Below are 26994 nucleotides of genomic sequence, written 5' to 3'. Positions count from 1 at the left end.
TGTCGCGTTGACAGCGAACAGCACCCCTCATAACATGTTTCTGCTGGTGGTAGCGCGGTGAATCCTGAGCGAGGCGCCGGACGCAATGGGGCGCCTGTCGTCGGTGCGCGGATCTCCACTGGTCAAAGTCGAGGGGTGTGGGTCCCATGGGGGCGGAGGGGCTGGTCCGGTGACCGGCAGCAAGCGATCACGCGGTGAGCGGCTGTCGACGGCAGCGCTCACCGTTCGCGCGATAGACCTCGTGGCCTCCGAACCGCAGGGACTGACGCTGACCGCTGTGGCGGATCGCCTCGGTATGCCGATGTCGAGTGCACACAGCCTCCTGGGGCAACTGGTCCAGGAGCAGGTCATCATGCGCCGCGATCTCGACAAGACCTACCGGCTGGCCCCCCGGTGGCTGGTGCTGGGCGAGGGTGGCGAGCAGCGGGACCTCGTCCGCGACTTCTTCGACATCGCCCGGGACGCGTCCCAACGTCTTGAGGAGACGATCCAGCTCGCGGTGAGGACCGACGACCGGGTCACCTACATCGCCTTCGTCGACTCGCCCCGGCCCGTGCGCCTCGCCTGCCGCGTCGGCAACCAGCTTCCGTTGCACGCCTGCGCCAGTGGGAAGGTGCTGCTCGCCTGGGAGACGGACGACGTCGTGGACGAGGTGCTCGCCGAGCCGCTCGAACGCCTCACGCCCCACACGGTGGTCGATCCGGCGCGTTTGCGCGAGCACCTCATGGCGGTGAGGAAAGCGGGCTACGCCTCCGAGTCCGAGGAGTCGATGCGCGGGTTGTCGTGCGTGAGCGTGCCCGTCCACGATCACACCGGGGAGGTCGTGGCGGCGCTCACCGCCAGCCTGCCGACGCCTTCGTTGCCGTGCGGGGAGATCGAGCGGGTCATGCCGGTGATCCGCGAGGCCGCGCTGACCCTCGGTCGCCCCGGCGAGGACTGAGTTCGCCGGGCGGGCTACGCGTCCAGGCCGGTGGCGGCCAGGAAGGCCTGTCCCTGCCCGCTGACGACGACCGACTCCCCGGCGGAGACGAACGCCGATTGCCCACGCCGGAGCACCAGTCCGTCCGATCCGGTGGACAGCCCGATCTCGCCGTCGGTGGCGAGGACGATGCGTCCCGAGGACTCGGCCGGAGCCTCGATCGAGCGGCCGGGGACGAGTTCGAGCCGCCACAGTGCGAACGCGCGCTCGTCGGCCGCGTAGAACCACAGGCCGGGGGCCTCCTGGCTCGGCTGGAGGACGGGCATGGGCCCCGGTGAGAAGTCGACCACCTGGACCAGCGAGTACGCGTCGATGTGCTTGCTCGTGAGCCCGCCGCGCAGCACGTTGTCGGACGTGGCCATGATCTCCACCCCGGTGCCCTCGAGGTACGCGTGCATGACGCCGGGGGCGACGTGCAGCGCCTCGCCCGGCCGAAGCCGCCGCCGGTGCAGAAGCAGTGCCGCGAGCAGGCTCGGATCACCGGGGAAGTGCTCGTCCAGCAGGACGGCGGTGCGGGCGAACTCGCCCAGCTCGCCGGGGTCGTTCACATGGTTGACGGCGGCTACGACCACGTCTGTCAGGACGGTGCGCCGCTTGTCGTCGAGGATGAGGCAGTCGAGGAAGACCTCGGCCAACGCCGCCGGGCAGGTGCGATGCCGAAGCGGGCCGATGACGGTTTCGGCGCGTCCCTCCAGGCCCAGGCCGTCGAACAGCGCCAGCGTCGCCGCGGGATCGCGGAAGCCCGCGAGCGCATCGAACTCGGTGAGGGCCACGAGCATCTCGGGCTTGGCCCAGGGATCCTTGAACGTGCGGTCGAGCGCATCCAGGGGGATGTCGGCGGCGTTCTCACGCGCGAACCCCTCGGCCGCCTGGGCGTCGTTCGGATGGGCCTGGAGGCTGAGCGGGCGTGCGGCCGACAGCAGCTTGAGAAGGAACGGGAGCCGGCCGTCGAACTCGTGACGGGCCGAGTAGCCGATCATGGCGGGATCGGCGTCGATCGCCCGATCGAGGGGGACGCCGCCGACGAGCGCCGGAGCGCTCGGGTGGGCGCCCAGCCAGTACTCCGCGACCGGGCGTCCGTCGGACGGGATGCCGAGGATCTCGGGGATCGCGTTCGGAGATCCCCAGTCGTAGCGCTTCGCTGCACCCGTCAGGGGTTGCATCATGCCTCCTCAGTAGGCCGGCGCGATTGAATGGGCCCGCCACACAGGTAGTACATGGTACGGGATGGACATGTCTGCGCGAATCCCACGAGAGGCGTCGCTGGCTGAATGACATGTTTGTGATTCGTGCTTACAATCGTGGCATGACCGAGGCAGGGCGCAAGACCGAAGAGATGTCCCAGGGGCTCTCCGAACGTGAGGCCCAGATCCTCGATTTCGAGAAGAGCTGGTGGCAGGCGCCCTCCTCGAAGGAGCAGGAGATCAGGGACCGCTTCGACGTGTCCGCTTCGCGGTATTACCAGATCCTCAACCAGTTGATCGATCGTCCCGAGGCCTTGGCCCACGATCCGTTGCTGGTCAAGCGTCTGCGCCGTCTGCGTGAGCAACGTCAGCGCAGCCGGTCGGCGTCGCGTCTTCGCATCCGCTGAGGCGGCCCGGCAGGCGCGTAACCGCCCTTGGCCAGATCCGCCCACACTTCGAACGAGTTCGCCGCGTACCACGTGCGTGTGCGCGCCCAACTCCACGCGTTGGCCAACAGGTAGAGGGGTAGGAACGGCAGCCCCAGGCATGCCGCCCACTGCCAGGCATGAGTGGCTTCGTGCTCCAGGACGAGTGGTGTACCGGTCTGCAGGTCTGCCAACGTCCGGCCTTTCACGATGACGACGCTGCCGACCGTGAACGCCCCCGCCACGGGTACGCCCAGCCGGTAGCCCTCGGCGATCCACAGGTGGTCCGGACCCTTGTGAACGCGGGCGCGACCGACCGCGGCGATGGCGAATCCGAGCGGGGTCGACAGATTCACCCAGTTGGCGACCGCTCGCAGGACGGTTGCCGGACGACGGCTGTTCACGATCAGAGCCTACGAACTTCGGGGTTCGTTTGCACTCGCATGGGGCGAGTGCTAAAAATGGGAACTGGCACTCCGTCTGTCGGAGTGCCACCGCACATGGTGGCGGGTGAGGCCGTGAACCGGCCGTCCGTCGCGGGCGCCAGCGACCATGGGCAGGCCGGGGGTTCCGGCCACACAGACAACCCAACGGGGCGCCAGCCCCCGATGCCAAAGGATTTTCCACAAGACCATGGCAAAACTCATTGAATTCGATAGCGAGGCCCGCAAGGGACTCGAGCGGGGCATGAACACCCTCGCCGACGCGGTCAAGGTGACGCTCGGCCCCAAGGGCCGCAATGTGGTGCTCGAGAAGTCGTGGGGCGCCCCCACGATCACCAACGACGGCGTGTCCATCGCCAAGGAGATCGAGCTGTCCGACCCCTTCGAGAAGATCGGCGCGGAGCTGGTCAAGGAGGTCGCCAAGAAGACCGATGACGTGGCAGGCGACGGCACCACCACCGCGACGGTCATCGCCCAGGCGATGGTGCGTGAGGGTCTGCGCAACGTCACCGCGGGCGCCAACCCCATCGAGCTGAAGCGCGGCATCGACAAGGCGGTGGCCGCGATCAGCGACCAGCTGTCCAAGGTGTCCAAGGAGATCGAGACCAAGGACGAGATCGCGCAGACCGCGTCCATCTCGGCCGGTGACTCCACGGTCGGCGAGATCATCGCCGAGGCGATGGACAAGGTGGGCAAGGAAGGCGTCATCACCGTCGACGAGTCCAACACCTTCGGGCTGGAGCTCGAGCTCACCGAGGGCATGAACTTCGACAAGGGCTACATCTCCGGCTACTTCGTCACCGATGCCGAGCGCCTGGAGGCCGTCCTGGACGACCCCTACGTGCTCATCGTCGACGGCAAGGTCAGCTCCCTCAAGGACCTGCTGCCCGTGCTCGAGAAGGTGCAGCAGACCGGCAGGCCGCTGCTCGTCATCGCTGAGGACGTCGACGGTGAGGCCCTGGCGGGCCTGGTCGTCAACAAGATCCGCGGCACCTTCAAGTCGGCGGCCGTCAAGGCTCCCGGGTTCGGCGACCGCCGCAAGGCGATCCTCGCCGACATCGCCGTCCTGACCGGCGGCCAGGTGGTCAGCGAGACCGTCGGCCTGTCGCTCGACGCCGTCGACCTGGATGTGCTCGGACGCGCTCGCACCGTCACCGTGACCAAGGACGACACCACGATCGTCGAGGGCGCCGGTGACAAGGACCAGATCCAGGGCCGCATCAAGCAGATCCGCAGCGAGATCGAGAACACCGATTCCGACTACGACCGCGAGAAGCTGCAGGAGCGCCTGGCCAAGCTCGTGGGCGGCGTCGCCGTCATCAAGGTGGGCGCGGCCACCGAGGTCGAGGTCAAGGAGCGCAAGCACCGCATCGAGGATGCCGTGCGCAACGCGAAGGCAGCCGTCGAGGAAGGCGTGCTGCCCGGCGGCGGCGTGGCCCTCATCCAGGCTGCCAAGGACATCGAGCTCACCGGTCTCACCGCCGACGAGCAGATCGGCGCACAGATCGTCCTCACGGCCGTCGAGGCTCCGCTGAAGCAGATCGCCACCAACGCCGGCCTCGAGGGCGGCGTCGTGGCCGAGAAGGTCAAGGGCCTGGAGATCGGTTTCGGGCTCAACGCGGCCACTGGCGAGTACGTCAACATGCTGACGTCGGGCATCCTCGATCCGACGAAGGTCACGCGCTCGGCGCTGCAGAACGCTGCCTCGATCGCCGGTCTGTTCCTCACCACCGAGGCGGTCATCGCGGACAAGCCCGAGAAGGCTCCCGCGGCTCCCGCCGGCGGCGAGATGGACGGCATGTACTGATCTGCGATCAGTCGTCCGCAACCTTGGAGGGGCGGTTCCCAGTCATGGGACCGCCCCTCTTCGCGTTCCGGGACGCTCGTTCGTCCGCACGGGCTCGATGGGTGCTCCTGGCCGGTGCCGCGGCCGTCCGACAGGCGTCCGACGCGCCCGCGAACGCCGATGAGCCCTCTGGCGGGCGAGTCTGAGGCACGATGGAGGCATGTCGGGGCTGCTTGAGGTGGTGGTCCTCAGTCCGGAGGACGCACGGCGCGCCGAAAAGGGCGGCGCGGATCGGCTCATGCTGGTGGGCGGGCTCACCGGCCAGGGCACGTCGCCGGAGCCGGGCATGTTCGAATACGTCCGGTCGGTGTGCACGGTGCCCATCCGCCCGCTGCTGCGGCTGCGCGAGGGTTACCGGACCGACGGTGGCGAGGTCTCGCGCCTGCACGGGCTCGTCGCCGGCTACCTCGAGGCCGGTGCCGACGGCGTGGTGCTCGGCTTCCTCAACGGATACAACCAGGTCGATCTCGAGGTGGTGACCGAACTGACGGATGCCGGCGACTGGCCGTGGACGTTCGACCACGCCATCGATCGCTGCCTCGACGTCGACGCCGCATGGGACGCGCTCAAGGGCCTGCGTGGGCTCGATCAGGTACTGACGGCGGGGTCGAGCCGGGGGCTCGGCCGGGGACTCGAGGATCTGCTGCGACGCGCCCAGGCCGACCCGGACGCGGCCGCTCTCATGATGGCCGGTGGGGGGCTCGTGCCCGAGCATCTCGCGTGGCTGACGCGGGCCGGCGTCCATGCGTTCCAGGTGGGGGCGCAGGTGCGGCCGGGTGGCTCGTTCGCCGCCGACGTGGACGCGTCCCTCGTGCACACCTGGCGCATCCTGGTCGACGCTCCCCGCAAGCCGTAGGGGGCGGCAGCCGTCAGGACGGGCCGGGGGTGAGCCCGGGCACGCTCGCGGCGAGGACCGCCTCGGCCAGGGCACGGCGGGCCGCACCGACGGCCGGGTGGGCCGCGGCGGAACGGCGTGCGCTGGAGAAGACCTCCCGGCGCGGCGCCCCTGGCAGTTCCGTGAGCGACACGGTGGGCCGCTGACCAGCCCAGACGAGATCCGGCAACAGGCCGACCGCGTTCCCGGACTCGATGAGCCGGACGTGTGCCATGAGGTCGGCGGTCTCGAAGCGGACGTCCGGTTCGAACCCGGCGCTGCGGCACACCTGCACCGACCAGTCCCGTGCGGCGGTGCCGATCGGTTCCATGACCCAGAGGGCGTCGCGGAGGTCGGCCAATCGCGGCGGGTCGTCGGTCGCCGTCGTCCCGGGCAGGGCGGGGGAGGCCGGCCGGGGTGGAACGGCCAGGCGGATCGGGTCGCGGGTCAGGGCCACGCGGTCGAGGTTGGTGAACAGCGGACGCGTCCGGCCGGGGTACTGCTCGGCGAGCACGAGGTCGAAGTCGCGCGAGGACACCTCGACCAACCCCTCCTCGGGCCCGCGCGTGACGACCTCGACCCGCAGACCGGGGTGGCGCTCGGCGAGCAGACTGAGCGCTGTGGGCACGATCGCGTAGGACGCCGACTGGAACACGGCGATCCTGATGGTCCCGCTCACCGCCGTCACCGTCCGCGCGACCTCGGCCTCCGCCTCGTCGAGGACGTCGAGCAGGCGTCTGCCGTAGCCCGCCAGTACTCGACCCTGGGGTGTGAGCTGGACCTTGCGTCCGGACGGTTGGATCAGCGACACGCCCGCCTCGCGCTCGAGCGCGCCGAGTTGCTGGGAGACCGTGGACTTGCTGTACGACAGGGCGTCCGCGACGGCGCTGAGCGTCCCGCGGCGTTCCAGTTCGACGAGCAGACGCAGCCGGTGAAGGTCGAGCACGGGGTCACCTCTCCATGATCATTCGTTTTTGCCGAACGATATCGATCATAATCATTCGCTGGACTGGATCGGTTTCGCGGCTCAGACTGGATGCCAGGGTGATGCCGCCGTCGACGTGGTGGACGAACCCCGACCCCATGGCACCGGATGCCCCCGATCCCGGCGTCCCCCCCAAACGGCCCCCCCGCACGAACGGAGCCCCACATGACCAGCATCCGCGAGACGACATCACTACCCACAGACATGAGCGATCACATCGAGGCCGTCACGGCCCTGGTACACCGTTGGCTCGCCGACGCCGCCGGGCAGCCGGTCGACTCGGCGGCGTCCCTGCTCGCATCGATCCTGAAAGACCCCCGCGGCCTCGAGTTCACCGTCGGGTTCGTCGACGGTGTCATGCGTCCCGAACGGCTGCCGGTGGCGGCACGCAATCTGTATCGCCTCGGCCCGCTGACCCCCACGAGCCTGTCCTGGCCGTTGCGCGCTGCCATCGGCGCCGGCGTTCACCTCGCACCGATCCTGCCCTGGCCCGTGATCCCGATCGCGCGCCTCGTGCTGCGCCGGCTCGTCGGGAACCTCGTCCTCGACGCGACGCCGGGGCGCCTGGGGCGGACGATCTCGACGCTGAAGCGGGACGGCAACAGGCTGAACCTCAACTTGTTGGGCGAGGCGGTGCTCGGCGAGGCCGAGGCGACGCGTCACCTGGCGGGCACTCGGGCGCTTCTCGCTCGCGACGACGTCGACTACGTCTCGATCAAGGTGTCCGCGGTCGCGAGCCAGCTGTCGATGTGGAGCTTCGAGCAGACGGTCGAGAAGGTCGTGGCGACGCTGACCCCGCTCTACGAGCTGGCCGCGACGTCCGCGACCCCCAAGTTCATCAATCTCGACATGGAGGAGTACCGCGATCTCGACCTGACGATCGCCGTCTTCACCCGGCTGCTCGACCAGCCGCAACTGGCGGATCTGGAGGCCGGGATCGTCCTTCAGGCCTATCTGCCCGACGCACTCGGCGCGTACCGGCGTCTGGAGAGCTGGGCGGCCGACCGGACCGGCCGGGGCTCGGCGCCGATCAAGGTGCGTCTGGTCAAGGGCGCCAATCTCGCCATGGAGCACGTCGACGCCGAACTGCACGGCTGGCCGCTGGCCACCTATCCCACCAAGGTCGAGGCCGACGCGAACTACAAGCGTGTGCTCGACTACGCGATGACCCCCGAGCGCACGGCGGCGATCAGGCTCGGTGTCGCCGGGCACAACCTGTTCGACGTCGCCCACGCGTGGCTGCTCGCCCAGGAGCGCTCGGTCACCGACGGGGTCGAGTTCGAGATGCTCGCGGGGATGTCCTCCGGCCAGGCCGCGGTGGTGCGCGCCGAGGTGGGCCGCCTGCTGCTCTACACCCCGGTCGTCCATCCCTCGGAGTTCGACGTCGCCATCGCCTATCTCGTGCGCCGGCTGGAGGAGAACGCCAGCAGCGCCAACTTCATGTCCGCCGTCTTCGACATCGGTGCAGACCAGGACCTGTTCGCCCGCGAGCGGTCACGGTTCGTCGCGGCCCTGGCGGTGCTGGAGTCCTCGCCGGGCGTGCCCGAGCCCAACCGCCGTCAGGACCGTGGGATCCGGCCGGCGGGCCCCGTCCCGACGCCGCCGAGCGCCGGGACGGCACCCGCGATTCCGTTCGCCAACGAGCCCGACACCGATCCGGCTCTGAGCGCCAACCGCGCCTGGGGTGCGCAGATCCTCGCCCGTGCACCCGGGTCGACCCTGGGCATGGCGACCATCGCCGAAGCGATGGTGAAGGACGAGGCCACGCTCGATCGCCTGGTGACAGCAGCCGCGCAGGCCGGCCGCGCGTGGGGCGGACGGCCCGCCGACGAGCGTGCCGCGCTGCTGCGCCGGGCGGCGTCCTCCCTGGCCTCCTCGCGGGCCGAGCTCATCGAGGTGGCGGCCTCCGAGACGGGCAAGACGATCGCGGAAGCCGACGTCGAGGTGTCCGAGGCGACCGACTTCGCCCGCTACTACGCCGAGCTGGCCACCGACCTCGATCAGGTCGCCGGGGCACGCTTCGTCCCCGACTCGCTCACCGTCGTCACCCCGCCGTGGAACTTCCCTCTGGCCATCCCGGCCGGTGGCATCCTCGCGGCGCTCGCGGCCGGGTCCGCGGTCGTCGTCAAGCCCGCACCCCAGGCCCGCCGGTGTGGTGCCGTCATCTGCGAGGCCCTGTGGCGTGCCGGGGTGCCGCGTGATCTGCTCACACTGGTCGACCTCGACGAGACCGGGCTGGGAAAGGCGCTGGTCACCCATCCGCTGGTGAGCCGGATCATCCTGACCGGCAGCTACGACACCGCCTCGCTGTTCCACTCGTGGCGTCCCGAACTACCCCTGCTCGCGGAGACGAGCGGGAAGAACGCGATCGTCGTCACGCCCTCGGCAGACCTCGAACTCGCCGCCGCCGACGTCGCCCGCAGCGCCTTCCTCCACGCGGGCCAGAAGTGTTCCGCCGCGTCCCTGGTGATCCTGGTGGGCTCGGTGGCTCGCTCCGAGAGGTTTGCCCGGCAACTCCTCGACGCCGCGTCCTCGATGCGCGTGGGCTGGCCGCAGGACGCTCGCACGCAGATCGGGCCGATCATCGAGCCGGCTGCCGGCAAGCTCCTGGGGGCTCTGACCGAGTTGGCGCCCGGTGAGCAATGGGTGCTCGAGCCGAGTCAGCTCGACGACTCCGGCAGGCTCTGGTCACCGGGAATCCGCACGGGGGTGAAGCCTGGGAGCCGCGCGCATCTGACCGAGTTCTTCGGGCCGATGCTCGCGATCATGCACGCGGAGACCCTCGAAGAGGCCATCCGGTTCCAGAACGCCACCGACTACGGCCTGACCGCGGGCATCCACTCCCTCGATCCCGAAGAGGTCTCGATCTGGGTGGACGGGGTCCAGGCAGGGAACCTCTACGTGAACCGTGGAATCACGGGCGCGATCGTGCGGCGCCAGCCCTTCGGTGGCTGGAAGCGGTCGAGCGTCGGAGCGGGGGCCAAGGCCGGGGGTCCCAACTACCTCGTCGGCCTGGGACGATGGGAACCCGACGAGGGCACGGCAGCCGTGGCCTCCGACGCGGTGCCTGCGTCCGACCTCGTCGCGCCCGTGCGTGCCCTCATCGAGGCCGCCCGACCGGACGCGGACCCCGAGCGGCTGGCATTCCTCACCGGGGCGGCGGTCTCCGACCAGGTTGCGTGGCAGGAGCGGTTCGGCCGTGTGGCGGACCCGTCGAACCTGACCTGCGAGCGCAACCTGCTGCGATACCGACCCGTTCCGGTCGCGGTGCGCCTCGGTGCCGGAGCCGACCTGATCGGCGGCCTGCGCGTGATCGGCGCGGGCCTGCGGGCGGGCAGCGAGCTGACGGTCTCGGCCGCGGACGCGCTGCCCGATCGGATCAGCGCCTTCCTGGCCTCCCAGGGCATCACGGTGACGATCGAGGACGAGCCCGCGTGGCAGGTACGCCTGGCGTCCGGCTCTCTCGGCGTCTCGCGTGTCCGGCTGGTCGGGGGCGATCCCGCGGAGACCGCGCGGGCGCTGCGTGGTGCCGCCGATGTGTCGCTCTGGAGCAACCCGGTCACCGCCGCGGGACGGATCGAACTCCTGGCGTTCGTCCATGAGCAGGCGATCGCCATCACGGCACACAGGTTCGGCAACCCGACGGCACTGCCCGATCGCGTCGTCGCGGGACTCTGAACGAATTGGTCGCCGCCGGGTGGCGGGTGGCCGGCGCTCTAGGCTGTGGCCCATGGCTGACGAGGACAGGCGTCCGATGATCCCGGTTCCCCCACCGCAGCGTCCCGTGCGAACCCGCAGGGCCTCTCGTGTGCTGATACGTGCCGGGGGCAGGGTTCTGCTGATCGCGGACTCGGACCCTGGCATCGCGGGCTCGCACTGGTGGGTCACACCGGGCGGCGGCCTGGACGCGCAGGAGAGCTGGCACGACGCGGCCGTGCGGGAGCTCCTCGAGGAGACGGGACTGCGGATCGACGCGGAGGACCTCGTCGGGCCGATCGCGGAGCGCGTGGTGCGTCACGGTTACAGCGACCAGGTGCTCGTTCAGCACGAGATGTTCTTCGCCGTCGACCTGCCGTCGCCGTTCGAGCCCGACGCCGCGGGGTTCACCGAGGAGGAGCAGGTCACCCTCACGGGGTTCGAGTGGTTCGCCGCGTCCCAGCTCGCCGACATCACCGTCTGGCCGACCCGGTTGCCGGACCTGTTCGGCGCCCGCCAGGGCGACTTCGTCGATCTCGGCGAGGTGGAGGAGTCGACCGTCCCCGTCGCGCTGGGCCATCGGGAGTCCTGAACCGGCGCGGCGCACCGCGCATCCGGGCTAGTCGCCGGCGTCCTGCTCCAGCGACTCGCCCCGGATGACCACACGATCGCCGAGCCGCGCCGACACGATCAGTTTCAACGGCACCGTCATGCGCCGGTCGGCGCGCCGTACGAGATACACAGAGCCCCGTCCGACCATCAGCACCCGGACGACGGCCATGCTGGTGGTGCCGTCCTCGTTGGCCCAGCGCAACTCGACCCAGCGGTCCTCAGCGGCCGCCTGTTCGAGCAGCGGACGCCACCGCGAGCTCACGGTCGTTGCTGCCTGCGCAGCTGCTGTCGGCTCATCAGGGCGACGCCGACCAGGCAGACCAGCGACAGCAGTTGCGCGGTCGACTGCCATTGGTCGGTGCCGATGTACCCGTAGTTCCACGGGACGAACAGGACCAGGACGAAGGCCGCGGCGAGGGTGACGAGCACTCGCCCGGCGGTGCGCCCGGCGAGCGACACCACTGCGGCGGCGATCAGGGCGATGATCGACACCTGCGACCAGATCAGGCCCGCGAGCAGAAGAGCCAGCTGGGCACCACCCGCGGGCCGCATGCCGCCGCTCACGCGGCCGGGGGCTGCTTGAGGACGCGGCTGGTAGGGGTACGGACCGCCGGCGTTCTGATTGGCGGGGGACGAGTAGGGGCCGGTCGCGTAAGGATTCGCCGGGTAGGGGCTGGCCTGGGGGCCAGGGCTCGGGTATCCGGTCGGTGCCGGATACCGCGGGGCAACGGGCATCGCGGCGACCGGGGGAGCGGCCACCGGAACCACGGCTGCCCCGTTCGGCGGGGGAAGGGTGGCAGGGTCGACCTCCGGTGCCGTTGCCTGCTCGGCGGGGGTGTTCGTCGGCAGAGGCTGGTCCGGCCGCCACTCCGCCGCCGGCTCGGGCGGCGCAGAACTCACGAAGGGTGAGGTCGGGTCGCGCGGTTCGGGAGGGGCCGGTTCGATGCTGGCAAGGGGAAGAACTTCGCCCTCGGGGGGTGAGTAGGCGTCCGGGGCGGGGGCGCCGGGAGCCTCCCGAACGGCCGGTGAGGGAACTGCCTGGCTGAGTGGGGGCACCACCGGACGCGCGAACCCGAAAGGAGGCTGCGCCTGTGTGGTCCTCGTCATCGTCCCCCCAACCTCATCCATGCCGTCCAGTCTATGGCCGAGTGGTTGCCGTCCCCGATAGTCTTGGCAGGTGCACGGGTGTGGTCGCCCGCGCCCCAGAACGACAAGTGAGGTAGCGGTGCCCAGCGGCAAGGTGCGTTTTTACGACGCAGAGAAGGGCTTTGGCTTCATCGCCAAGGACGGTGGTGGCGACGTCTATGTGCGTGCTGATGCCCTCCCCCGGGGTGTCACCGGTCTCCGGTCGGGTCAGCGCGTCGAGTTCGGGGTCATCGAGGGACGACGTGGCGAGCAGGCCCTGTCGGTCGAACTGATCGAGGCCCCGCCGTCGCTGGCGAAGGCCGCCCGCAAGAAACCCGAACAGCTCGCGGTGATGTTCGAGGATCTCATCAAGCTGATGGATCAGCTGGGCAACGGGTATCGCCACGGTCGCTACCCCAACCAGCAGCAGGCCGCCAAGGTGGCCGGTATGTTGCGCGCCGTCGCGGACGAGCTCGAACTGTGAGCACAAACGTCTCGAGGAGGACAGCCATGACCGAGGTCGACCAGATCGTCCTGGACGCGGTGGATCAGGCCCGCGCGGCCGCGGAGGAGGCCGCCGGCGACTTCGGGGTCGGGGATTACCTCGGCGTGCGCTCGGAGGACGGCGTCCGGCAGGGCACCCACTACTTCGCCTGCCCCCACCCCGCCTACACGGGCTGGCACTGGGCCGTGACGATGACCCGGGCGGCCCGGGCACGCCAGGCGACGGTCAACGAGGTCGTCCTCCTGCCGAGTGACGGATCGCTGCTCGCCCCGCCGTGGGTGCCGTGGGCCGACAGGCTCCAGGCCGGCGACCTGACCCCCGGCGCGCTCCTGCCGACTCCCGACAACGATCCTCGCCTCGAACCCGGCTACACGGGCGGCGAGCTCGCTCCCGACGCGGATCCCGCAGAGTGGTCCCAGACGCGTGCCGTCGTCACCGAACTGGGACTGGGGCGCGAACGCCTGCTGTCACCGGTCGGGCGTGAGCAGGCCGCCGAGCGCTGGCTGTCGGGCGAAGGCGGCCCGGACACGCCGGTGGCGCGACAGGCTCCGGGGGTATGCGTGGCCTGCGGTTACTTCGTCCGGTTGACGGGCTCGTTGGGTCGGGTCTTCGGGGTGTGCGCCAACGAGTACTCCTCGTCCGACGGCTCGGTGGTCTCGGTCGATCACGGATGCGGCGGACACTCCGACGTGGTCGCCGACGAGCGGGGTATCCGCCTGCCCGAGCCCGTCTTCGACACGGTCAGTCTCGACCACTCGCTGTTCGACTGACCCCGTCGGCCGTCCTCGTGCGGGTGTCGCGAGGTGGCTTCGACAGGCTCAGCCGTCGTCTCGGTCGTCAGGCCGTCGTCTCGGTCCTCACGGCCGTCGTCTCCGCCCTCACGCCGTCGGGGGCGCGATGCCGCGTGCGGCGTCGCGGGCACGCTTGTCGCGGCGCCAGAGGCAGTACACGGTGGCCACGATGCCGACGGCCAGGCCCGTGAGCGTCGTGGCCAGCCAGACGTCAGCGACGCCCAGAGTGCGGCGTCCCACCAGCAGGATCAGGGACGCCAGCGCGAATCCGGCGGTGCCGATGGCGAACACGTTCACCCCGTCCTCGTGCAGGGGCGGGAAAGGGGCCTGACGCAGCCCGGTCGTGCCTCGTGCGGGCAGTTGGTCCGGGGACTCGCTCATGGGACCAATCCTATGGGGGCATCGCAATCCCTTACCATGTCGGCCATGAGTGCGATTTCCCCGAGCGGGACACAGTCTGGGGCCGCCGACGGCGACCTCAGCGGTTTGGACAAGTGGTTCGAGATCACCAAGCGGGGCTCGAGCGTGGCCCGCGAGGTGCGTGGTGGGCTGGTGACGTTCTTCACCATGGCCTACATCATTGCGCTGAATCCCCTCATCATCGGCACAGCCGTCGACAAGAACGGCAACCTCGTGTCGGGGGCGCCGAAGTTCACGGACGCGGCGATGACGGTCGTCGACGGTGCTGCGGTGGGACAGTCCATCGCCATGGTCGCCGCCGTGACGGCGCTCATCGCCGGAATCATGACCATCCTCATGGGTGTGGTCGGGCGCTTCCCGATCGGCCTGGCCACCGGGCTGGGGCTGAACGCGATGCTCGCCTACGTCATCGCCCCCACCATGACCTGGCCGCAGGCGATGGGCCTGGTGGTCTGCGAGGGCATCGTGATCACCATCCTGGTCCTCACGGGCTTCCGGGAGGCGGTCTTCCGCGCGGTGCCGCCCACCCTGCGTATCGCCATCAGCGTGGGCATCGGCCTGTTCATCACGCTGGTCGGCCTGGCCGACGCCGGCATCATCCGGGCGGGTGATCCCCTGGTGCAACTCGGCATCGGAGGCTCGCTGACGGGCTGGCCCATCTTCGTCTTCGTCGTCACTCTCTTCGTGCTGCTGTTCCTCTATCAGCGCAAGGTGAAGGGCGCCATGCTGTGGGCGATCGCCGCGGGCACCGTGCTGGCGGTCATCCTCGAGGTGGCCACGTCGATCGGTGCGCAGAGCGACGACAACGTCACGGGCTGGGCTCTCAACGTGCCCGCCTTCCCGGGCTGGGACGCGTTCGCCGCACCCAACCTGGGCCTGCTGGGCCGTGTGGACGTCTTCGGCGGCTTCGCTCCCGACGGGCATGCGACCCTCGGCACCGTGCTGACCGGCGTCATGCTCGTCTTCAGCCTGCTGCTCGCCGACTTCTTCGACACCATGGGCACCGTGGTGGCCATCGGAGCCGAGGGCAACCTGCTGAACGAGTCCGGCGAGCCCCCGCACCTGCGTGAGATCCTGCTCGTCGACTCGCTCGCCGCGCTCGCGGGTGGCGCGGGGTCCGTGTCCAGCAACACCAGCTACATCGAGTCGACCGCAGGTGTCGCGGAAGGCGCCCGGACCGGCCTGGCATCGGTGGTCACCGGTGCGGCCTTCGTCCTCGCACTGTTCGTGACGCCGGTGGTCAACATGGTGCCGTCCGAGGCGGTGGCCCCGGTGCTCGTCCTGGTGGGCTTCCTCATGATGATGCAGGTGGGGCAGATCGACTGGCCCGACCTCGAGATCTCCGTCCCGGCGTTCGTCACGATCGTCCTCATGCCCTTCTCGTACTCGATCACGGTCGGGATCGGCGCCGGCTTCATCACCTACGTCGCGATGAAGATCTTCGCCGGCAAGGCGGGCAAGGTGCACGTGCTCATGTGGGTGGTCTCGGCGTTGTTCGTGATCTACTTCGCCCAGTCGCTCATCTCGGGATGGTTCTCCTGAGCCTCACGCGAACCAACTGACGACCAGATCCGGGTCGGGGCGACGAGCGTCCCCGGCCCGGATCGTCCATTCGGGGTAGTGGTTGAGGAACTCGAGCACGGCGCCCGCGAACGGTGCCGATGCCTGTCCGACATCACCGATCACGGCGGTGAGGGCCTGGCGGGTGGCCTCGGCCTGCTCGTGTTTGGCGTACCCGAACACCTGGCCGGTCATCGTGGGCAGGGGGAGCTGCGGGCTGCCCTGCATGAGGCGCTCGATCGACAGTCGGCTCGGCAGTCCCGCTGTGGCCAGGTCGAACTCGATGGAACTCATCGTCCTGGCGTCGGCGTCGAGGTCGGTTCGTCCCCATGACAGGTCGTCCAGCCAGGCCATCGCTATCTGCCAGGCGAACCCGAGCCGGTCGGGCGGGACGGAATGCCCGGCCAGGAGGATCTCGACGTCCTGTCCGGTCGGACGCGCGGGCGCGCGTGGGGGATCGACGGGCCGCTTGAGCACCGGGCCCACACGGTTCAGCAACGAGCCGCGACCGTGCCGTGCCGTGGTGGGGACGCGGAACCTGTCCTCGGCCACGACGCGCAGTCTGTCGGCGAGATCGGGAGAAGCGCCGAACATGTCACGCACCTCGGTGATGCCGATGGCAAACAGCGTCAACTGTCCCATGACCCAACGGTAGCTGTTGCATCGTGTGGCCGTGGACGCCGAGTCGCTACACTGGGCACCTGTTGTTGCATGGAGGGAGGCGGCATGGCTGCAGCACCACGACGTTGGGCCGCTGCGACCGCCATTGTCCTCCCGTTCGTCCTCGTGGCCCCTGCCGCCGCCGCTCCCGGTGACGTGATGGTCATGTCCGACTCCACGCTGACGTCGACCGGTGGACTGGCCGCCGATCCCGCCCGCGGGGTCTACTGGACGATGAACAGCCACGAGGCGTCCGGTGTCGTCCACGCCGTGGCCTCCGGCGGCCAGGTGGTGGGGCAGGTCACCTTCGACGCGGCACCCACGGCGGTCGAGGGTCTGGCGGTGCTCGACAGCCTGATCTATGTCGGCGACATCGGGGATCCCGATCTGACGCGTCAGTCGATCACGGTGTACCGCTTGGAGGGCGTCAGCCTGGGCTCCGACGCCCCCTACTCCCAGTGGACGCTGCACTATCCCGACGGGCCCCACGACGCGGAGACCATGATGGTCTCGCCCCGGGGGAACATCTACATCGTCACCAAGGGTGATCCGGGCGGCGTCTACTACGTCATCGCGCCCGACACCTACGAGGCCGACCTGACGATGGAGCGGCTGGGAGACGCCCCGGCGTGGGTGACCGACGGCGCCTTCCTGGACTCGGAGACGGCGGTCGTGCGCACCTACACCAGCGTGCTCGTGATGAACATGTTCGACTTCACGGTGTCGGCCAGCGCCGCCACGCCCAGCCAGCCCGCCGGGGAGTCCCTGTCGACCACGCTGGACGGTTCCGGGCTGCTGCTCGGGAGCAAGGACGATCTGAGCCTGGTGGAGGCCGCGTTGCCCACGTCCCTGGCCTCGTTGCCGGCAGCGCCGTCCACGCCGCCGGGGCAGGCCGCCGAGCCCAGTTCGGTGGAGACGACATCGGCACCGGACAGCCCGGCCGACACGGGTTCCGCGGCGTCCCCGTCGACCGGGACGACGTCCGCCGACAACCCGTCCTCGCTGACCCGCCGCCTGACCTCGACCAAGACGCTGGCCGCGCTCGCGTCCGCGGTCGTGGTGTCGATCGGCGCGGGCGCGCTCGCCTACTGGTGGCGTGGCCGCCGGTAGCGGCTCAGGCCTCGCCGTCGGAGGGCACCGCGACGGCTGCGGCGTCCAGTTCGACGGGGACGCGCCGAGCCTGCCGCACACACTCGTACAGCACTGCCAGACGCGCGTCCGGCACGGGCAGCACAGGATGACGCCGGGGCAGCCCGCGAAGGCCCTCCAGGCGTGGATCCGCCAGCACGGTGTCCACGCCCACCCGGTCTCCGCCGGTCACCAGCGCGTCGAGGTCGGCACGATGCGGGACGACGACCTCGAAGGCGTCCCTCGCGGCCTCGTCGTAGGCCCGGGTCGCTTGGTTGCCCCGCCGCCTGGCGTACCGCTGCTGCGACCAGCCGCCTGCTTTCGTCCGCCCCTGCACGTAGTGAACCGAGGTGCGATGAGCCACCAGGTCGGTGCCCTGCGCGACACCGACGGCGTCGGCGCCCTTGCGGACGAGCAGGAACCCCACCCGGCGATCCCGCAGCACGTGCTCGGTGAACTCGGCGACCCCCGTGCCCACGAAGGGCTCCCACCGGTTGATCAGGCGCGCGGTGGCCCCGTCGGCGGCCGTCAGTACCAGCGCGTCGTCCGATGCGGTGGACGCGATCGCGCCGTGGCGGGCCTCGAATCGGGCGACCCACCCATATAGGCGCTCGGGGTCCACGTGCGCGGTACGTGCCACTTCCATCGTGGTTCCGATGGTAGGCCGGGAATGCCCGATAGGCTTCATGCGTTGGGAGGGGCGATATGAGTGAGTTGATCGATACCACCGAGATGTATCTGCGAACGATCCTCGAATTGCACGAGGAGGGGATCGAGCCCCTTCGCGCGCGCATCGTCGAGCGGCTGCACCAGTCGGGGCCGACTGTCAGCCAGACGGTAGCCAGGCTCGAGCGTGACGGCCTGCTGTGGGTGCGCGACGATCGGAGGATCGAGTTGAGCGAGTTGGGCTGGCATCGCGCCAACTCGGTGATGCGCAAGCACCGTCTTGCGGAGTGCATGTTGTCGGACATCATCGGCATGGAGTGGGTCGACGTGCACGAGGAGGCCTGCAAGCTCGAGCACGTCATCAGCGATCTCATGGAGGAGCGGCTGGCGGTCCTGCTGGACGAGCCGGCGCTGTCGCCCTACGGCTGTCCGGTCCCCCGTCCCGAGGGATCGCCGCCCGCGGACTTCCGCAAGGGCGTCCTCCCACTCGACGACGTGCTGGGCGACAAGCCCCTCACGGTCACGCTCAGGCGCTTCAGCGAGCAGGTGCAGGCCGATGCCCCCGCGCTGACCGGGCTGGACGACGTGGGCCTGCGTCCCGGCGTCGAGTTCGAGGCCGTGAGGGTCGGTGACGCACTGGAGATCCGGACATCCGAGGGACGCGTCCGCGTCGACGGCGGGCTCGCCTCGGGGCTGTGGATCGATCCCATAGACAGCTGACCGGCGTGGGCGGTTTCGGGGGCCTGCTCGCCGAGATGGTGCGAGCGGGGTGGCCGGACGCGGTCGACTCGTTGCTGGCGGAGCACGCGGACCTGGTCGAGCAGGACGCGCATCTGGCCCGTGCGGCGCGGCTCGCTCGTGCCGCACGTCGCGTGCTGGCGCTGGACGCCGAGGACTTCGGGCAATTGTCCCGCGAGTTCGCCGACCGCCCGTGGAGCGGCGAGATCCGCCTGGCGTCCTTCCCGCGCAATCCACGTGATCGGTGCCGCGGGGCCTTCGACTCGCTCGTCCCGTTGTTCGAACTGATGCTGGAGGTCTGCCATCTGCGCGCACGGCGCAGCGAGACGGTCAACCTCGTCGTCACGCTGCACCTGATGTCGGAGTACGTGTGCCAGTTGGCCTGGGGATCCGTGCTCGGGCACGCGGGTGATCCGCTGCGCATGGGCTCGTTCGTCGCGGAACGCTGGGGGACGCGCGACACCACCTGCCCGCATTCGTCCGTGCTCCGCGCCACTGCGAGGCGTTCGCTCAACGCGTGCTCGGGCGACCAGGCCGGGTACGACACCTACCTCGACAACTTCCATTCCCGCCTCGGGCTGGCGCTCGCCCAGTGCGCGATGAACCACGAGACGATCGCGGCGGGCGAGCGTCCCGACGTCGGGCCGATGTGCCACCGCCCGTGTGGGTGGGCGGTCGGCTGGGGGACCCTCGCCGAACGGAAGGCCCTGGACGCGCGGTTGCGACTGGCCCTCATCTTCGCCGACAGCCCCGTGGTGGCGCTGCGTCACCATTCACCGGTCGGGCATTTCTTCGGCGCCCCTTCGAGCGCCGAGGTCGCCGACAGCTGGGTGCGCACCTGGGATCGGCTGACGCTACCGTGGGCGGACGGCCGCAACCCACTGACCGGGAGGACCGGTGCGGATCCGGACGAGGCATTGCCGGGGCTGGGGCTGTTGATGTCGACCATCGCCGACCGGCCGATAGAAACGGGAACCCTGCTGCGTCGTATCTGCGGTGACCTCGCCGGGGAGCTCGAATCGTCCACGAGGTGAATGCGGGGGCCCGCGGTAGTCTGGAGGCATGTCGCGCCGTCTCACCCCGACCGGGTGGGCCGATTTCATCGCCGACTTCCATCAGCGCAATCCGGGGATCGCCGAGGAGGTGCTCTCTCGCGCGCTCTCGGGCCGCCAGAACCCCTACCAGTGGATGGCGCGCGCGGTGTCGTCGGGCGCCAGGGTCGTGCTCGACATCGGGTGCGGCTCCGGACGCGTCTCGCGTGAGCTCTCGGCACCCGATCGTGTGGTCGTGGGACTCGACCTGTCGCGAAACGAGCTTCGCTTGGCCGCCGAGCGGTCGTCCGGCCCCTGGGTGCAGGCGGATGCGAGAAGGCTTCCCTTCGCCGACGGCAGTCTGGACGCCGTGACGACGGTGATGGGACTGGCGGTCATCCGGCCGATCAGCGAGGTGCTGGACGAGGTGGCCCGGGTGTTGCGTCCGGGCGGCGTATTCGTCTCGGTCGCTCCGACGATCCGTCCCCAACGTACTCGCGACGTGCGGGTGGCCGCGCGCGTCACACAGTTGCTTCGGGGGACGCCCCGGTTCCCGAGGTCGCCGGAGGTCGCCGTCGGGCGGCTCATGGAGGGCAGCGGCCTGATGGTGGCCGAGGACCGGCGGGAGCGGTACGGCTACCGCGTCACCGGGAGGGACGACGCGGAGCGCCTCCTCGGCGCGCTGTACCTGCCGGGAACCAGCCCGGAACGGATGGAACTCGCCGTCGACTACCTGACGGAGCGGGCGGGCGACGGCTTCGTCGAGATACCGATCCCGATGCGGAGGATCGTCGCGGTCAAATGAGCTTGTCGCGTCGAGTGAGTGCGTCGCATGGAAGGCCCTGGCTGTACCGAGGGTTCTGCGGGCATAGGGAAAGCGGCTGCTAGTCGAGGGGCCGAAGCCGTCTACCCACCCCCAGGAGACAAATCATCGACATAGCAGCCGCTTTCGTGACTAGATACTAGACCAGATCCGTGTGGATGCAAATGCGAATCGGCGCGGAAGTTTGTGCAATCCCGAGACCAAGGGTGCATCTGTGGAGCCGCACGCCCATTTGGTGCGCTGCGCGGGTCACGAGTAGCGTTGCCTTGGCCCATAGAGTGAGACGGTACCGCCGGGCCCCATAGCTCAGGGGATAGAGCAGAGGTTTCCTAAACCTTGTGTCGCAGGTTCGAATCCTGCTGGGGCCGCCTTTCGGCAGACGTCCGTGGACAGTCCCTGCTTCCACAGGACACGGGGGACGATCAACTGGGTCCTACCTCCGTCTGGCCGACCAAGCGGTTCGTGCAGCCTGCTCCTCAGCGGTCATCGCCGCGACGACCCGAACGCTGGTGCCCTCCGGAAAGTAGGACCGGCGCAACGCTCCAGGACGACACGGCGCGGCTCGAACTTGAAGCGCCGCCACACGTCACGTCTCGCGAACAGGCCCGGGCCACGACCCGGCATCGGCCAGGACACGAACACGATGAGCAGAATCAGCGGTATCAGATATGGCAGGACGGGCTGCATGCCCTGGAAGAGGTCACCGAGCATTGTTTGCCAGTCGAGTTTCATTCGTCCAGGTTTCTCGTCGCACCGTTCGATTCCTGTGATGATGCGGCAGGAACCTCGATGGCCACCCTACTGTGCGCCTGCATCGTCACCAGGCTCACCGACAGATGCTGGGCGAGAGGGTCGCGGTGAGCGGGCGCCGTGCCCGGGCGGGTGTCCGCTGGGGGTGAGCGGGTTCGCCTTCTGACGCGGCACATGTGGGGAGCTTGTCGTCCACGAGGGCGTCCACCCTGGTTTCTGCGCACCAGTGGCTCGGGGAGGCGGTGGAAAGCGCTTGCTCTGGCGTGTCGATGTGCGTTGACCAGGGTCGGGCCCTGCCACTGGGCCGAACCAGGCGGGTGCCGGAACTCGGGCGTACCGAAACGGTCGGGCATCGACTCGGTCGCCGTGCTGCCCTACCGTGGTCACAGTGCTCGCCGCGTCACCTCTCGTCGTCTCGTGGTGCCCGGCCACGCCTCGGGACGCCCCAGGCCTGCACGCACGAACCCTCGCGGACGCGCACCGACCCGGCGTCCCGCCCACCAGAACGAACCGGAGCAGACCTGTGACGAACGCCGACCAGACCGATTCCCGACTGCTCGTCGCGCTGGTGTCGTGGGCGCTCACGGGTGAGGAGGCGCCGGGTGAGGACGCCACGCCCGCGGGGATCGTCGCCGCACTGGCGCGTTCGGGGTGGGACGCCGCACGCATCACGGGTGACCGTGACGAGCAGCGCGCCGCCGGCCAGGCATGGCCTCGGCTGCCGGACGCGAATCGCCGCGCTGGTGTCGGGAGTGCGCAGCTGCACACCGTGGCGCAGGCCGTGTGCCACGAACTGGGCCTTGACGCGCGGCCTCGCGTCCGGGATTGGACCATGCCGCTGTCGCAGCACGACCGGGCATTGCTGGCGGAGCGCCCTCCCCACCACGGCAGCGTGGGCTGAGACGGGCGCTCCGACGAGAATCGGGACGCGGAATTCGAGGCTCGCGGAGTGTCGGGACGACACGCCGTCGGGGTGAGGATCGAGATCCCAGTTCTCGTCGGCAACCCCCGAACGGGACTACCGGCCCGCGCCCGGGGTCTGCCGCGCGATCGCCTCCCACAGCGACAGCACGGAGTACAGGAGTTCGTGACGTGGCACGGGGACGCCGGTCTCGCGTCCTGATCGGACGATGTCGCCTCCGAGCGCCTCGAGTTCGGAGGGACGGCCCTCCAGCAGGTCACGCTGCATCGAGGAGGTCGCCTGGGCCGGCATCGAGTCGGCGAACCCCAGCGTCCGCTCGACGACATCGCCGGACAGCGCGACGCCGCGGGCCCGTCCCACCGCGGCGACCTCCGCCATGGTCGCCGCGAACTCGGCACGCAGCGTCGTGCGCAGCCCGCCGACGGGCAGGCCCGACAGTGCGCCGAGGAGCCCGTAGGGGATCATGTAGACCGCCTTCTCCCACAGATCGACCCAGATGTCGTCCACTCGCGGGCTGCCGATCCCGGAGGCCTCGAAGGCGGCTCGCACCGCCTCGATCTGCGGAGTGCCGGTGGTGTCCCAGGTGCTGGTGGTGACGGTGCCGGGCCCACCCATGTGGTCGATGCGCCCGGGACGATCGATCTTCGCGTACACCCGGACGATGGCCGGGGCGACGTGCTCGCGTCCGACCAGTTCCGCCACCTGTTCCGGCGTCCGGATTCCGTTCTGCATGGTCAGGACGAGGGTCGAGGGCCCGACGAGCCGGTCGAGGTGGTAGACGACCTCGGGTAGCTGCCACGTCTTGACGGTGAGGAGCACGGCATCGACGGGGCCGATGTCATCGGCGTCGTCCGTGGCGGTCACCGTGGGCAGATCTATCTGTGACTCGCCGATGACATGCAGGCCGCCGGTGCGCAGCGCGCCGAGTGTGCGTCCCCGTACGACGAACCCCACGTCGTGCCCGGCCGCGGCCAGCTTGGCCCCGAAGTAGCCGCCCAGCCCACCGGCTCCGATGATCGCGAACTTCATCGTTCCTCCGTTTCCGACCGGCAGCCGCTGCACGGCCATTCCGACTGGGGAAACCTTACTTCGAGTCGGCCGAGTCGAGCGACGGGGTCTGGACAAAGGCGTCGTCCCGGGTTCATCATGAGATGGAAACGTTCTCGGAAACGATCTCCGTAACGTTCCCTAAAGACGCGAGGGATACGGCCAACCTTTTGCCGAACTCCTCGTCCGTCGACTGATCAGGCGACAGCGCAGTCACCTCCGCCCGGATGGCGGAGCCGAAGAAGGATGGTCCCATGAGCGAAATCACGGCGAAGGCGCCCACCGCGCCCACGCCGAAGCAGACTCCACAGAAGAACAAGGCGCTGAGAATGCTGGCCCTGATGGGGCCGGGCTTCGTCGTCGGCGCCTGGCAGTTCGGCCCGGGCAACCTGGTCTCGGCGATCCAGGCCGGCAGCCGCTACAACTACGGTCTGGTCTGGGTGATCGCCGTGTCGGTCGTGTTGATGCTCACTTTCGCCGACATGAGCATCCGCGTCGGCGTCAGGTCGTCGGGCTCCGTGGTCCAGACGATCAAGGAGACGCTGGGTAAGCCGTTCGGTGTGGCCGCTGGCCTGGGTGTCTTCGGCATCACGTTGTGCTTCTCCGTCGGCAACGCCATCGGAGCGGGCCAGGCGATCTCGCTGATCGGTTCCTCCCTCGGGATCGACACCTCGGGGAGGAGCGGCCCGTTCACGGTCGCGGTCGTCGGGACGATCGTCTGTACAGCGGTCGTCGTGGCTATCGTCTTCTTCCGCTCGGCCTACAAGGTGATCGAGAAGCTCATACTCGTGATCGTCGCCGTGATGGCCACATCGTTCGTCATCACCGCCGTCGTGGTCAAACCCGACTGGGGCGCCGCCGCAGCCGGCCTCGTCCCGTCGGTCCCGGCCAGTGCCGGTCTGCTGCTCATCGCGCTGGTGGGCACGAACTTCTCCCTCAATGCGGCCTTCTATGCCGGCTACGCATCCAAGGAGCGGGGCCTGAGACGCGATCAGTACGAGGAGACCACGCTCGCCGACACCGTCCCGGGCATCGTGGCCCCCGGCATCATGACGGCGCTGGTCATCTGCGCCGCAGCGGCCGTCTTCTACGGGACGGAGATCAAGTCGGGGACGGAGATCGCATCCCTGGCCAAGGTCATCAGTTTCCCCGGTGGGCCGCTCATCTTCTCACTGGGCTTCTTCGGGGCGGCATTCTCGGCCATGGTGGCCAACGCCACCGCCGGTGGGACCCTGCTGTCGGACGGCCTTGGCAAAGGCAACAAGGTCTCGTCCACCTCCGTCAGGATCGGCGTGCTCATCGTCCTCGCCGTCGGTGTCGCGGTCACCATCGCCACCAGCGGGAAGAACCCGGTGCAGATGATCATCCTCGCCCAGGCCCTCACGGTGTTGATCGCGCCTCTGCTGGGCGTCTTGCTCTTCATCCTGGGCAACAACGCCCGGTTGATGGGCGATCTGAAGAACACGTGGTGGCAGAACGTGCTCGGCGTGATCGGCCTGGTGGTGATCCTCCTCATGGACTACCAGCTGATCACGCAGGAGATCCTTGCGAAGCTGTAGGAAGTCGTCCTCGATGAAGAAGTGGCCCGGACGGCATCTCCGCCGCCCGGGCCACTTCTGTCGGAAGGGGTCGGATCTCGACAACTCAGACGGTCGCCGGGATCCTGGCCAGACCGAGACCAGCCTTGTCGAGCGCGGCGGCGATCTCGTCGTGTGCCCCCGGAGCCAACGGCAGGAGCGGCGAGCGGACCGTGGCGTGTTCCAGGACACCGCGATGGACCAGCGCCTCCTTCAGGCACACGGTGCCCTCCATGTGGGAGCCGCGGTGGTACACGTTCTGCGTCACCGGGAACATCCGGTTGTGGACGGCTTTCGCCGCGGGCCAGTCCTGGGCCCTGCCCGCGGCGATCAACTCCAGCAGGAGCTCGGGGGCGATGTTGCCGTAGCCGACGAGCAGGCCGTCGACGTCCATGATCGTATGGAGCAGGTATTCGTCATGGCACGACAGGATGGTGAGGTCGGGGTAGGCCTCGCGCAGGGCCGGGATCTCGGTGTCCCATCGCTTCATGTTGCGCACGCCGTTCTTCGTCCAGAAGACACCCTCCTGGCCGGCGATCTCGAGCTGAGTGTCGAGGTCGTAGGAGCACTTCGTCACATCGGGGTACTGGAACAGGATGCAGTCGAGGCCGGCCTCCTGGTAGATCGCCTTGTATCGATCCTGCGGGGCGCCCTTCTGGAAGCCGAATCGCAGCCAGCCGTGCGAGGGGTAGATGAGTCCGGCCTTGGCGCCGGCGGCCACGGCGCGGCGGGCCTCCGCGACCGCCACCTTGGTGCCCTCGCCCGTGATGCCGGCGATGACGGGAACCCGTCCGTTGGTCGAGGCTACGTACTCCTCGATCACCTGGACCTGTTCGTCGGCGGTGCAGAATGTCCCCTCACCGGCGTGGCCCAGGACGACCAGGCCCTTGACTCCGTCGAAGGAGCCCAGCCAGGAGCCGAGGCGGTGGATGGCGGCGATATCGATGTCACCGTCGCGTGTGAACGGGGTTACGGGGGCAGGAACCAGGCCTTTGAGATCAATGGGCATTGCGGTCTCCTCGTCGAGTGGTGGAACCTCATGGAATCGTTCCCGGGAACGATTCCAACTGTGGATCACACCGCTCCGAATGTCAAGACCGGACAGGGACGAACGTGTCCGTCCCTGCGCGGTCGGGCCGGGGGTGCCAAGATGGCTAGGGCTCAGGTCGACGGGAGGCGGACATGGCATCGGAGCAGGCTCGGCGAGTCACGTTGCGCGACGTCGCGGATGCCGCAGGGGTGTCACTGTCGACGGCCAGCCGCGTCCTGGACGATCGCGGCAGGGCATCCCACACGCCCACCGCCCAGCGGGTGCGTGAGACGGCCGACCAGCTGGGGTACCGGCGCAACGCCATGGCCGCGGGCTTGAGGCGGGGGGAGACATCGACGATCGGGGTCCTCGTCCCGCGTCTCACGGACACGGTGATGGCCGCGATGTTCGAGGCGATCGAGCGTACGGCGCGTCAGCGCGGGCAATTCGCTGTGGTGGCGATCAGCGGCGACGACCCCGAGCAGGAGCACGCCGCCACCCAGCGACTCCTCGATCGCGACGTGGACGGAGTGATCCTCGCCACGGCCCGGGTCGATGACACCTTGCCCGCATCCCTCAGGGAACGCGCGATCGCTCACGTGCTCGTCCTGCGCACCGACGGAGTCAGCGCCTCGGTGCTCGGCGACGACGACTACGGCGGCTATGCGGCTGTCCGCCATCTCGTCGATCTCGGGCATCGGCGGATAGGCCTAGTCTTCGGTCCGAAGTTCACCTCTACCGCCAACGATCGGCTTGCCGGGGCCAAGAGGGCCCTGGACGAGGCGGGAATCGACATCGACCCGCGTCTTGTCGTGTTTGGCGGATACGGGATCGACAGCGGTGTGTCCGGTGGCGAGGCGCTTCTTGCCCTGGACGCGGCGTCTCGTCCTACGGCGATCTTCGCTGCGAACGACAACTTGGCGGTCGGCGTGATGTCGGCCGGCTACAGGGCGGGGCTGACGCCCGGACGCGACTTCTCCCTCGTCGGCTATAACGACATCCCGCTCGCGCAACGCCTTCCGGTTCCGCTGACATCCGTCCGCGTCCCGTTCGACCAGATCGCCGCGACTGCTCTGGACGTGCTGTCGGGGCGCCGCGAGCAGGGGATCCATCGCATTCTGCCCAGTCTGATTCCTCGCGCGTCCAGCGCACACACCACAGATTGACCCGGGCCCTC

General features: G+C 69.2%; 26 protein-coding genes and 1 tRNA gene. 17 read left to right on the top strand and 10 right to left on the bottom strand.

The window, feature by feature from the left end; all coding sequences use genetic code 11:
- The first annotated feature begins 169 nt into the window (after nt 1–169).
- A complete protein-coding gene (locus FB473_RS13395) occupies nt 170–940 on the top strand; it encodes an IclR family transcriptional regulator domain-containing protein (protein WP_167168669.1) in 771 nt (256 codons plus the stop codon).
- A 14-nt stretch (nt 941–954) separates the two neighbouring features.
- Here the strand turns inward: FB473_RS13395 and manA are convergent, their stop codons facing one another.
- Nucleotides 955–2142, bottom strand: coding sequence for a mannose-6-phosphate isomerase, class I (gene manA, locus FB473_RS13390; protein WP_167169665.1), 1188 nt, complete (start codon nt 2140–2142; stop codon nt 955–957).
- Between the two features lie 143 nt (nt 2143–2285).
- Here manA and FB473_RS13385 point away from each other — a divergent pair, with 143 nt between their 5' ends.
- Nucleotides 2286–2570: a DUF3263 domain-containing protein gene (locus FB473_RS13385; RefSeq protein WP_167168666.1), complete on the top strand. Its 285-nt coding sequence runs from the start codon at nt 2286–2288 to the stop codon at nt 2568–2570.
- Here FB473_RS13385 and FB473_RS13380 read toward each other — a convergent pair.
- Nucleotides 2531–2992 (bottom strand): hypothetical protein, encoded by a 462-nt coding sequence (locus FB473_RS13380; RefSeq protein WP_208390568.1) that lies wholly within the window; start codon nt 2990–2992, stop codon nt 2531–2533. The two genes, FB473_RS13385 and FB473_RS13380, sit on opposite strands and share 40 nt — an antisense overlap.
- A gap of 229 nt (nt 2993–3221) precedes the next feature.
- Here FB473_RS13380 and groL point away from each other — a divergent pair, with 229 nt between their 5' ends.
- Nucleotides 3222–4838 (top strand): chaperonin GroEL, encoded by a 1617-nt coding sequence (groL, locus tag FB473_RS13375; RefSeq protein WP_167168663.1) that lies wholly within the window; start codon nt 3222–3224, stop codon nt 4836–4838.
- A gap of 199 nt (nt 4839–5037) precedes the next feature.
- Nucleotides 5038–5733, top strand: a complete 696-nt coding sequence (locus FB473_RS13370) for a copper homeostasis protein CutC (protein WP_167168659.1) — start codon at nt 5038–5040, stop codon at nt 5731–5733.
- A gap of 13 nt (nt 5734–5746) precedes the next feature.
- On the opposite strand, the gene FB473_RS13365 is transcribed toward FB473_RS13370, so the two are convergent.
- Nucleotides 5747–6697, bottom strand: coding sequence for a LysR substrate-binding domain-containing protein (locus FB473_RS13365; RefSeq protein ID WP_167168656.1), 951 nt, complete (start codon nt 6695–6697; stop codon nt 5747–5749).
- 204 nt (nt 6698–6901) lie between these two features.
- Between FB473_RS13365 and FB473_RS13360 the strand changes: the two genes are divergently transcribed.
- Complete coding sequence (locus tag FB473_RS13360; protein WP_167168653.1) at nt 6902–10414, top strand: proline dehydrogenase family protein; 3513 nt, start codon at nt 6902–6904, stop codon at nt 10412–10414.
- Between the two features lie 52 nt (nt 10415–10466).
- Nucleotides 10467–11024, top strand: coding sequence for an NUDIX hydrolase (locus FB473_RS13355; protein ID WP_167168650.1), 558 nt, complete (start codon nt 10467–10469; stop codon nt 11022–11024).
- Between the two features lie 27 nt (nt 11025–11051).
- On the opposite strand, the gene FB473_RS13350 is transcribed toward FB473_RS13355, so the two are convergent.
- Both FB473_RS13350 and FB473_RS13345 read right to left on the bottom strand, forming a co-directional pair.
- Entirely contained in the window at nt 11052–11306 is a 255-nt protein-coding gene (locus FB473_RS13350) for a hypothetical protein (protein WP_167168647.1), read from the bottom strand.
- Entirely contained in the window at nt 11303–12172 is an 870-nt protein-coding gene (locus FB473_RS13345) for a hypothetical protein (protein ID WP_167168644.1), read from the bottom strand. Before FB473_RS13345 ends, FB473_RS13350 begins: the two co-directional genes overlap by 4 nt.
- Nucleotides 12173–12269: 97 nt before the next feature.
- Between FB473_RS13345 and FB473_RS13340 the strand changes: the two genes are divergently transcribed.
- The gene (locus FB473_RS13340; protein WP_167168641.1) at nt 12270–12653 is read left to right on the top strand and encodes a cold shock domain-containing protein; all 384 of its coding nucleotides are present in this window, start codon (nt 12270–12272) and stop codon (nt 12651–12653) included.
- Nucleotides 12654–12679: 26 nt separating this feature from the next.
- A complete protein-coding gene (locus FB473_RS13335; RefSeq protein ID WP_167168638.1) occupies nt 12680–13444 on the top strand; it encodes a DUF3027 domain-containing protein in 765 nt (254 codons plus the stop codon).
- Nucleotides 13445–13552: 108 nt separating this feature from the next.
- Here FB473_RS13335 and FB473_RS13330 read toward each other — a convergent pair whose 3' ends face one another.
- Nucleotides 13553–13846, bottom strand: a complete 294-nt coding sequence (locus tag FB473_RS13330; RefSeq protein WP_167168634.1) for a DUF2530 domain-containing protein — start codon at nt 13844–13846, stop codon at nt 13553–13555.
- 45 nt (nt 13847–13891) lie between these two features.
- Between FB473_RS13330 and FB473_RS13325 the strand changes: the two genes are divergently transcribed.
- The gene (locus FB473_RS13325; protein ID WP_243863572.1) at nt 13892–15427 is read left to right on the top strand and encodes an NCS2 family permease; all 1536 of its coding nucleotides are present in this window, start codon (nt 13892–13894) and stop codon (nt 15425–15427) included.
- A 3-nt stretch (nt 15428–15430) separates the two neighbouring features.
- Here FB473_RS13325 and FB473_RS13320 read toward each other — a convergent pair whose 3' ends face one another.
- Nucleotides 15431–16087, bottom strand: coding sequence for a DUF7691 family protein (locus FB473_RS13320; RefSeq protein WP_167168628.1), 657 nt, complete (start codon nt 16085–16087; stop codon nt 15431–15433).
- An 84-nt stretch (nt 16088–16171) separates the two neighbouring features.
- Between FB473_RS13320 and FB473_RS13315 the strand changes: the two genes are divergently transcribed.
- On the top strand, nt 16172–17215 hold the full coding sequence (locus FB473_RS13315) for a hypothetical protein (protein ID WP_167168625.1): 1044 nt from the start codon (nt 16172–16174) through the stop codon (nt 17213–17215).
- A gap of 4 nt (nt 17216–17219) precedes the next feature.
- On the opposite strand, the gene FB473_RS13310 is transcribed toward FB473_RS13315, so the two are convergent.
- On the bottom strand, nt 17220–17879 hold the full coding sequence (locus tag FB473_RS13310; protein WP_208390567.1) for an acVLRF1 family peptidyl-tRNA hydrolase: 660 nt from the start codon (nt 17877–17879) through the stop codon (nt 17220–17222).
- 59 nt (nt 17880–17938) lie between these two features.
- Here FB473_RS13310 and FB473_RS13305 point away from each other — a divergent pair, with 59 nt between their 5' ends.
- The 5 genes from FB473_RS13305 to FB473_RS13285 all read left to right on the top strand — a co-directional run bounded on the left by FB473_RS13305 (nt 17939) and on the right by FB473_RS13285 (nt 22142).
- Nucleotides 17939–18619 carry a metal-dependent transcriptional regulator gene (locus tag FB473_RS13305; protein ID WP_167168623.1) on the top strand — a complete coding sequence of 227 codons (681 nt, stop codon included), beginning with the start codon at nt 17939–17941 and terminating at the stop codon, nt 18617–18619.
- Nucleotides 18595–19671 (top strand): hypothetical protein, encoded by a 1077-nt coding sequence (locus FB473_RS13300; protein WP_376837225.1) that lies wholly within the window; start codon nt 18595–18597, stop codon nt 19669–19671. The genes FB473_RS13305 and FB473_RS13300 overlap by 25 nt, the downstream gene beginning before the upstream one ends.
- A gap of 28 nt (nt 19672–19699) precedes the next feature.
- Nucleotides 19700–20473: a class I SAM-dependent methyltransferase gene (locus FB473_RS13295; protein ID WP_167168620.1), complete on the top strand. Its 774-nt coding sequence runs from the start codon at nt 19700–19702 to the stop codon at nt 20471–20473.
- A gap of 313 nt (nt 20474–20786) precedes the next feature.
- Nucleotides 20787–20859: transfer RNA gene (locus FB473_RS13290), tRNA-Arg, on the top strand.
- Nucleotides 20860–21764: 905 nt separating this feature from the next.
- On the top strand, nt 21765–22142 hold the full coding sequence (locus FB473_RS13285) for a hypothetical protein (RefSeq protein ID WP_167168617.1): 378 nt from the start codon (nt 21765–21767) through the stop codon (nt 22140–22142).
- 117 nt (nt 22143–22259) lie between these two features.
- On the opposite strand, the gene FB473_RS13280 is transcribed toward FB473_RS13285, so the two are convergent.
- Complete coding sequence (locus FB473_RS13280) at nt 22260–23192, bottom strand: 2-dehydropantoate 2-reductase (protein WP_167168614.1); 933 nt, start codon at nt 23190–23192, stop codon at nt 22260–22262.
- Between the two features lie 272 nt (nt 23193–23464).
- Between FB473_RS13280 and FB473_RS13275 the strand changes: the two genes are divergently transcribed.
- Nucleotides 23465–24769, top strand: coding sequence for an Nramp family divalent metal transporter (locus FB473_RS13275; RefSeq protein WP_243863570.1), 1305 nt, complete (start codon nt 23465–23467; stop codon nt 24767–24769).
- Nucleotides 24770–24854: 85 nt separating this feature from the next.
- Here the strand turns inward: FB473_RS13275 and FB473_RS13270 are convergent, their stop codons facing one another.
- A complete protein-coding gene (locus tag FB473_RS13270; RefSeq protein ID WP_167168611.1) occupies nt 24855–25796 on the bottom strand; it encodes a dihydrodipicolinate synthase family protein in 942 nt (313 codons plus the stop codon).
- Between the two features lie 173 nt (nt 25797–25969).
- Here FB473_RS13270 and FB473_RS13265 point away from each other — a divergent pair, with 173 nt between their 5' ends.
- Entirely contained in the window at nt 25970–26983 is a 1014-nt protein-coding gene (locus tag FB473_RS13265; protein ID WP_167168608.1) for a LacI family DNA-binding transcriptional regulator, read from the top strand.
- Nucleotides 26984–26994: the final 11 nt, after the last annotated feature.

The organism is Brooklawnia cerclae (assembly GCF_011758645.1).
GTDB classification, from domain to species: Bacteria; Actinomycetota; Actinomycetes; order Propionibacteriales; family Propionibacteriaceae; genus Brooklawnia; species Brooklawnia cerclae.
Note: the sequence above shows the minus strand (reverse complement) of the source record. Positions and strands in the feature narration are given on the sequence as shown.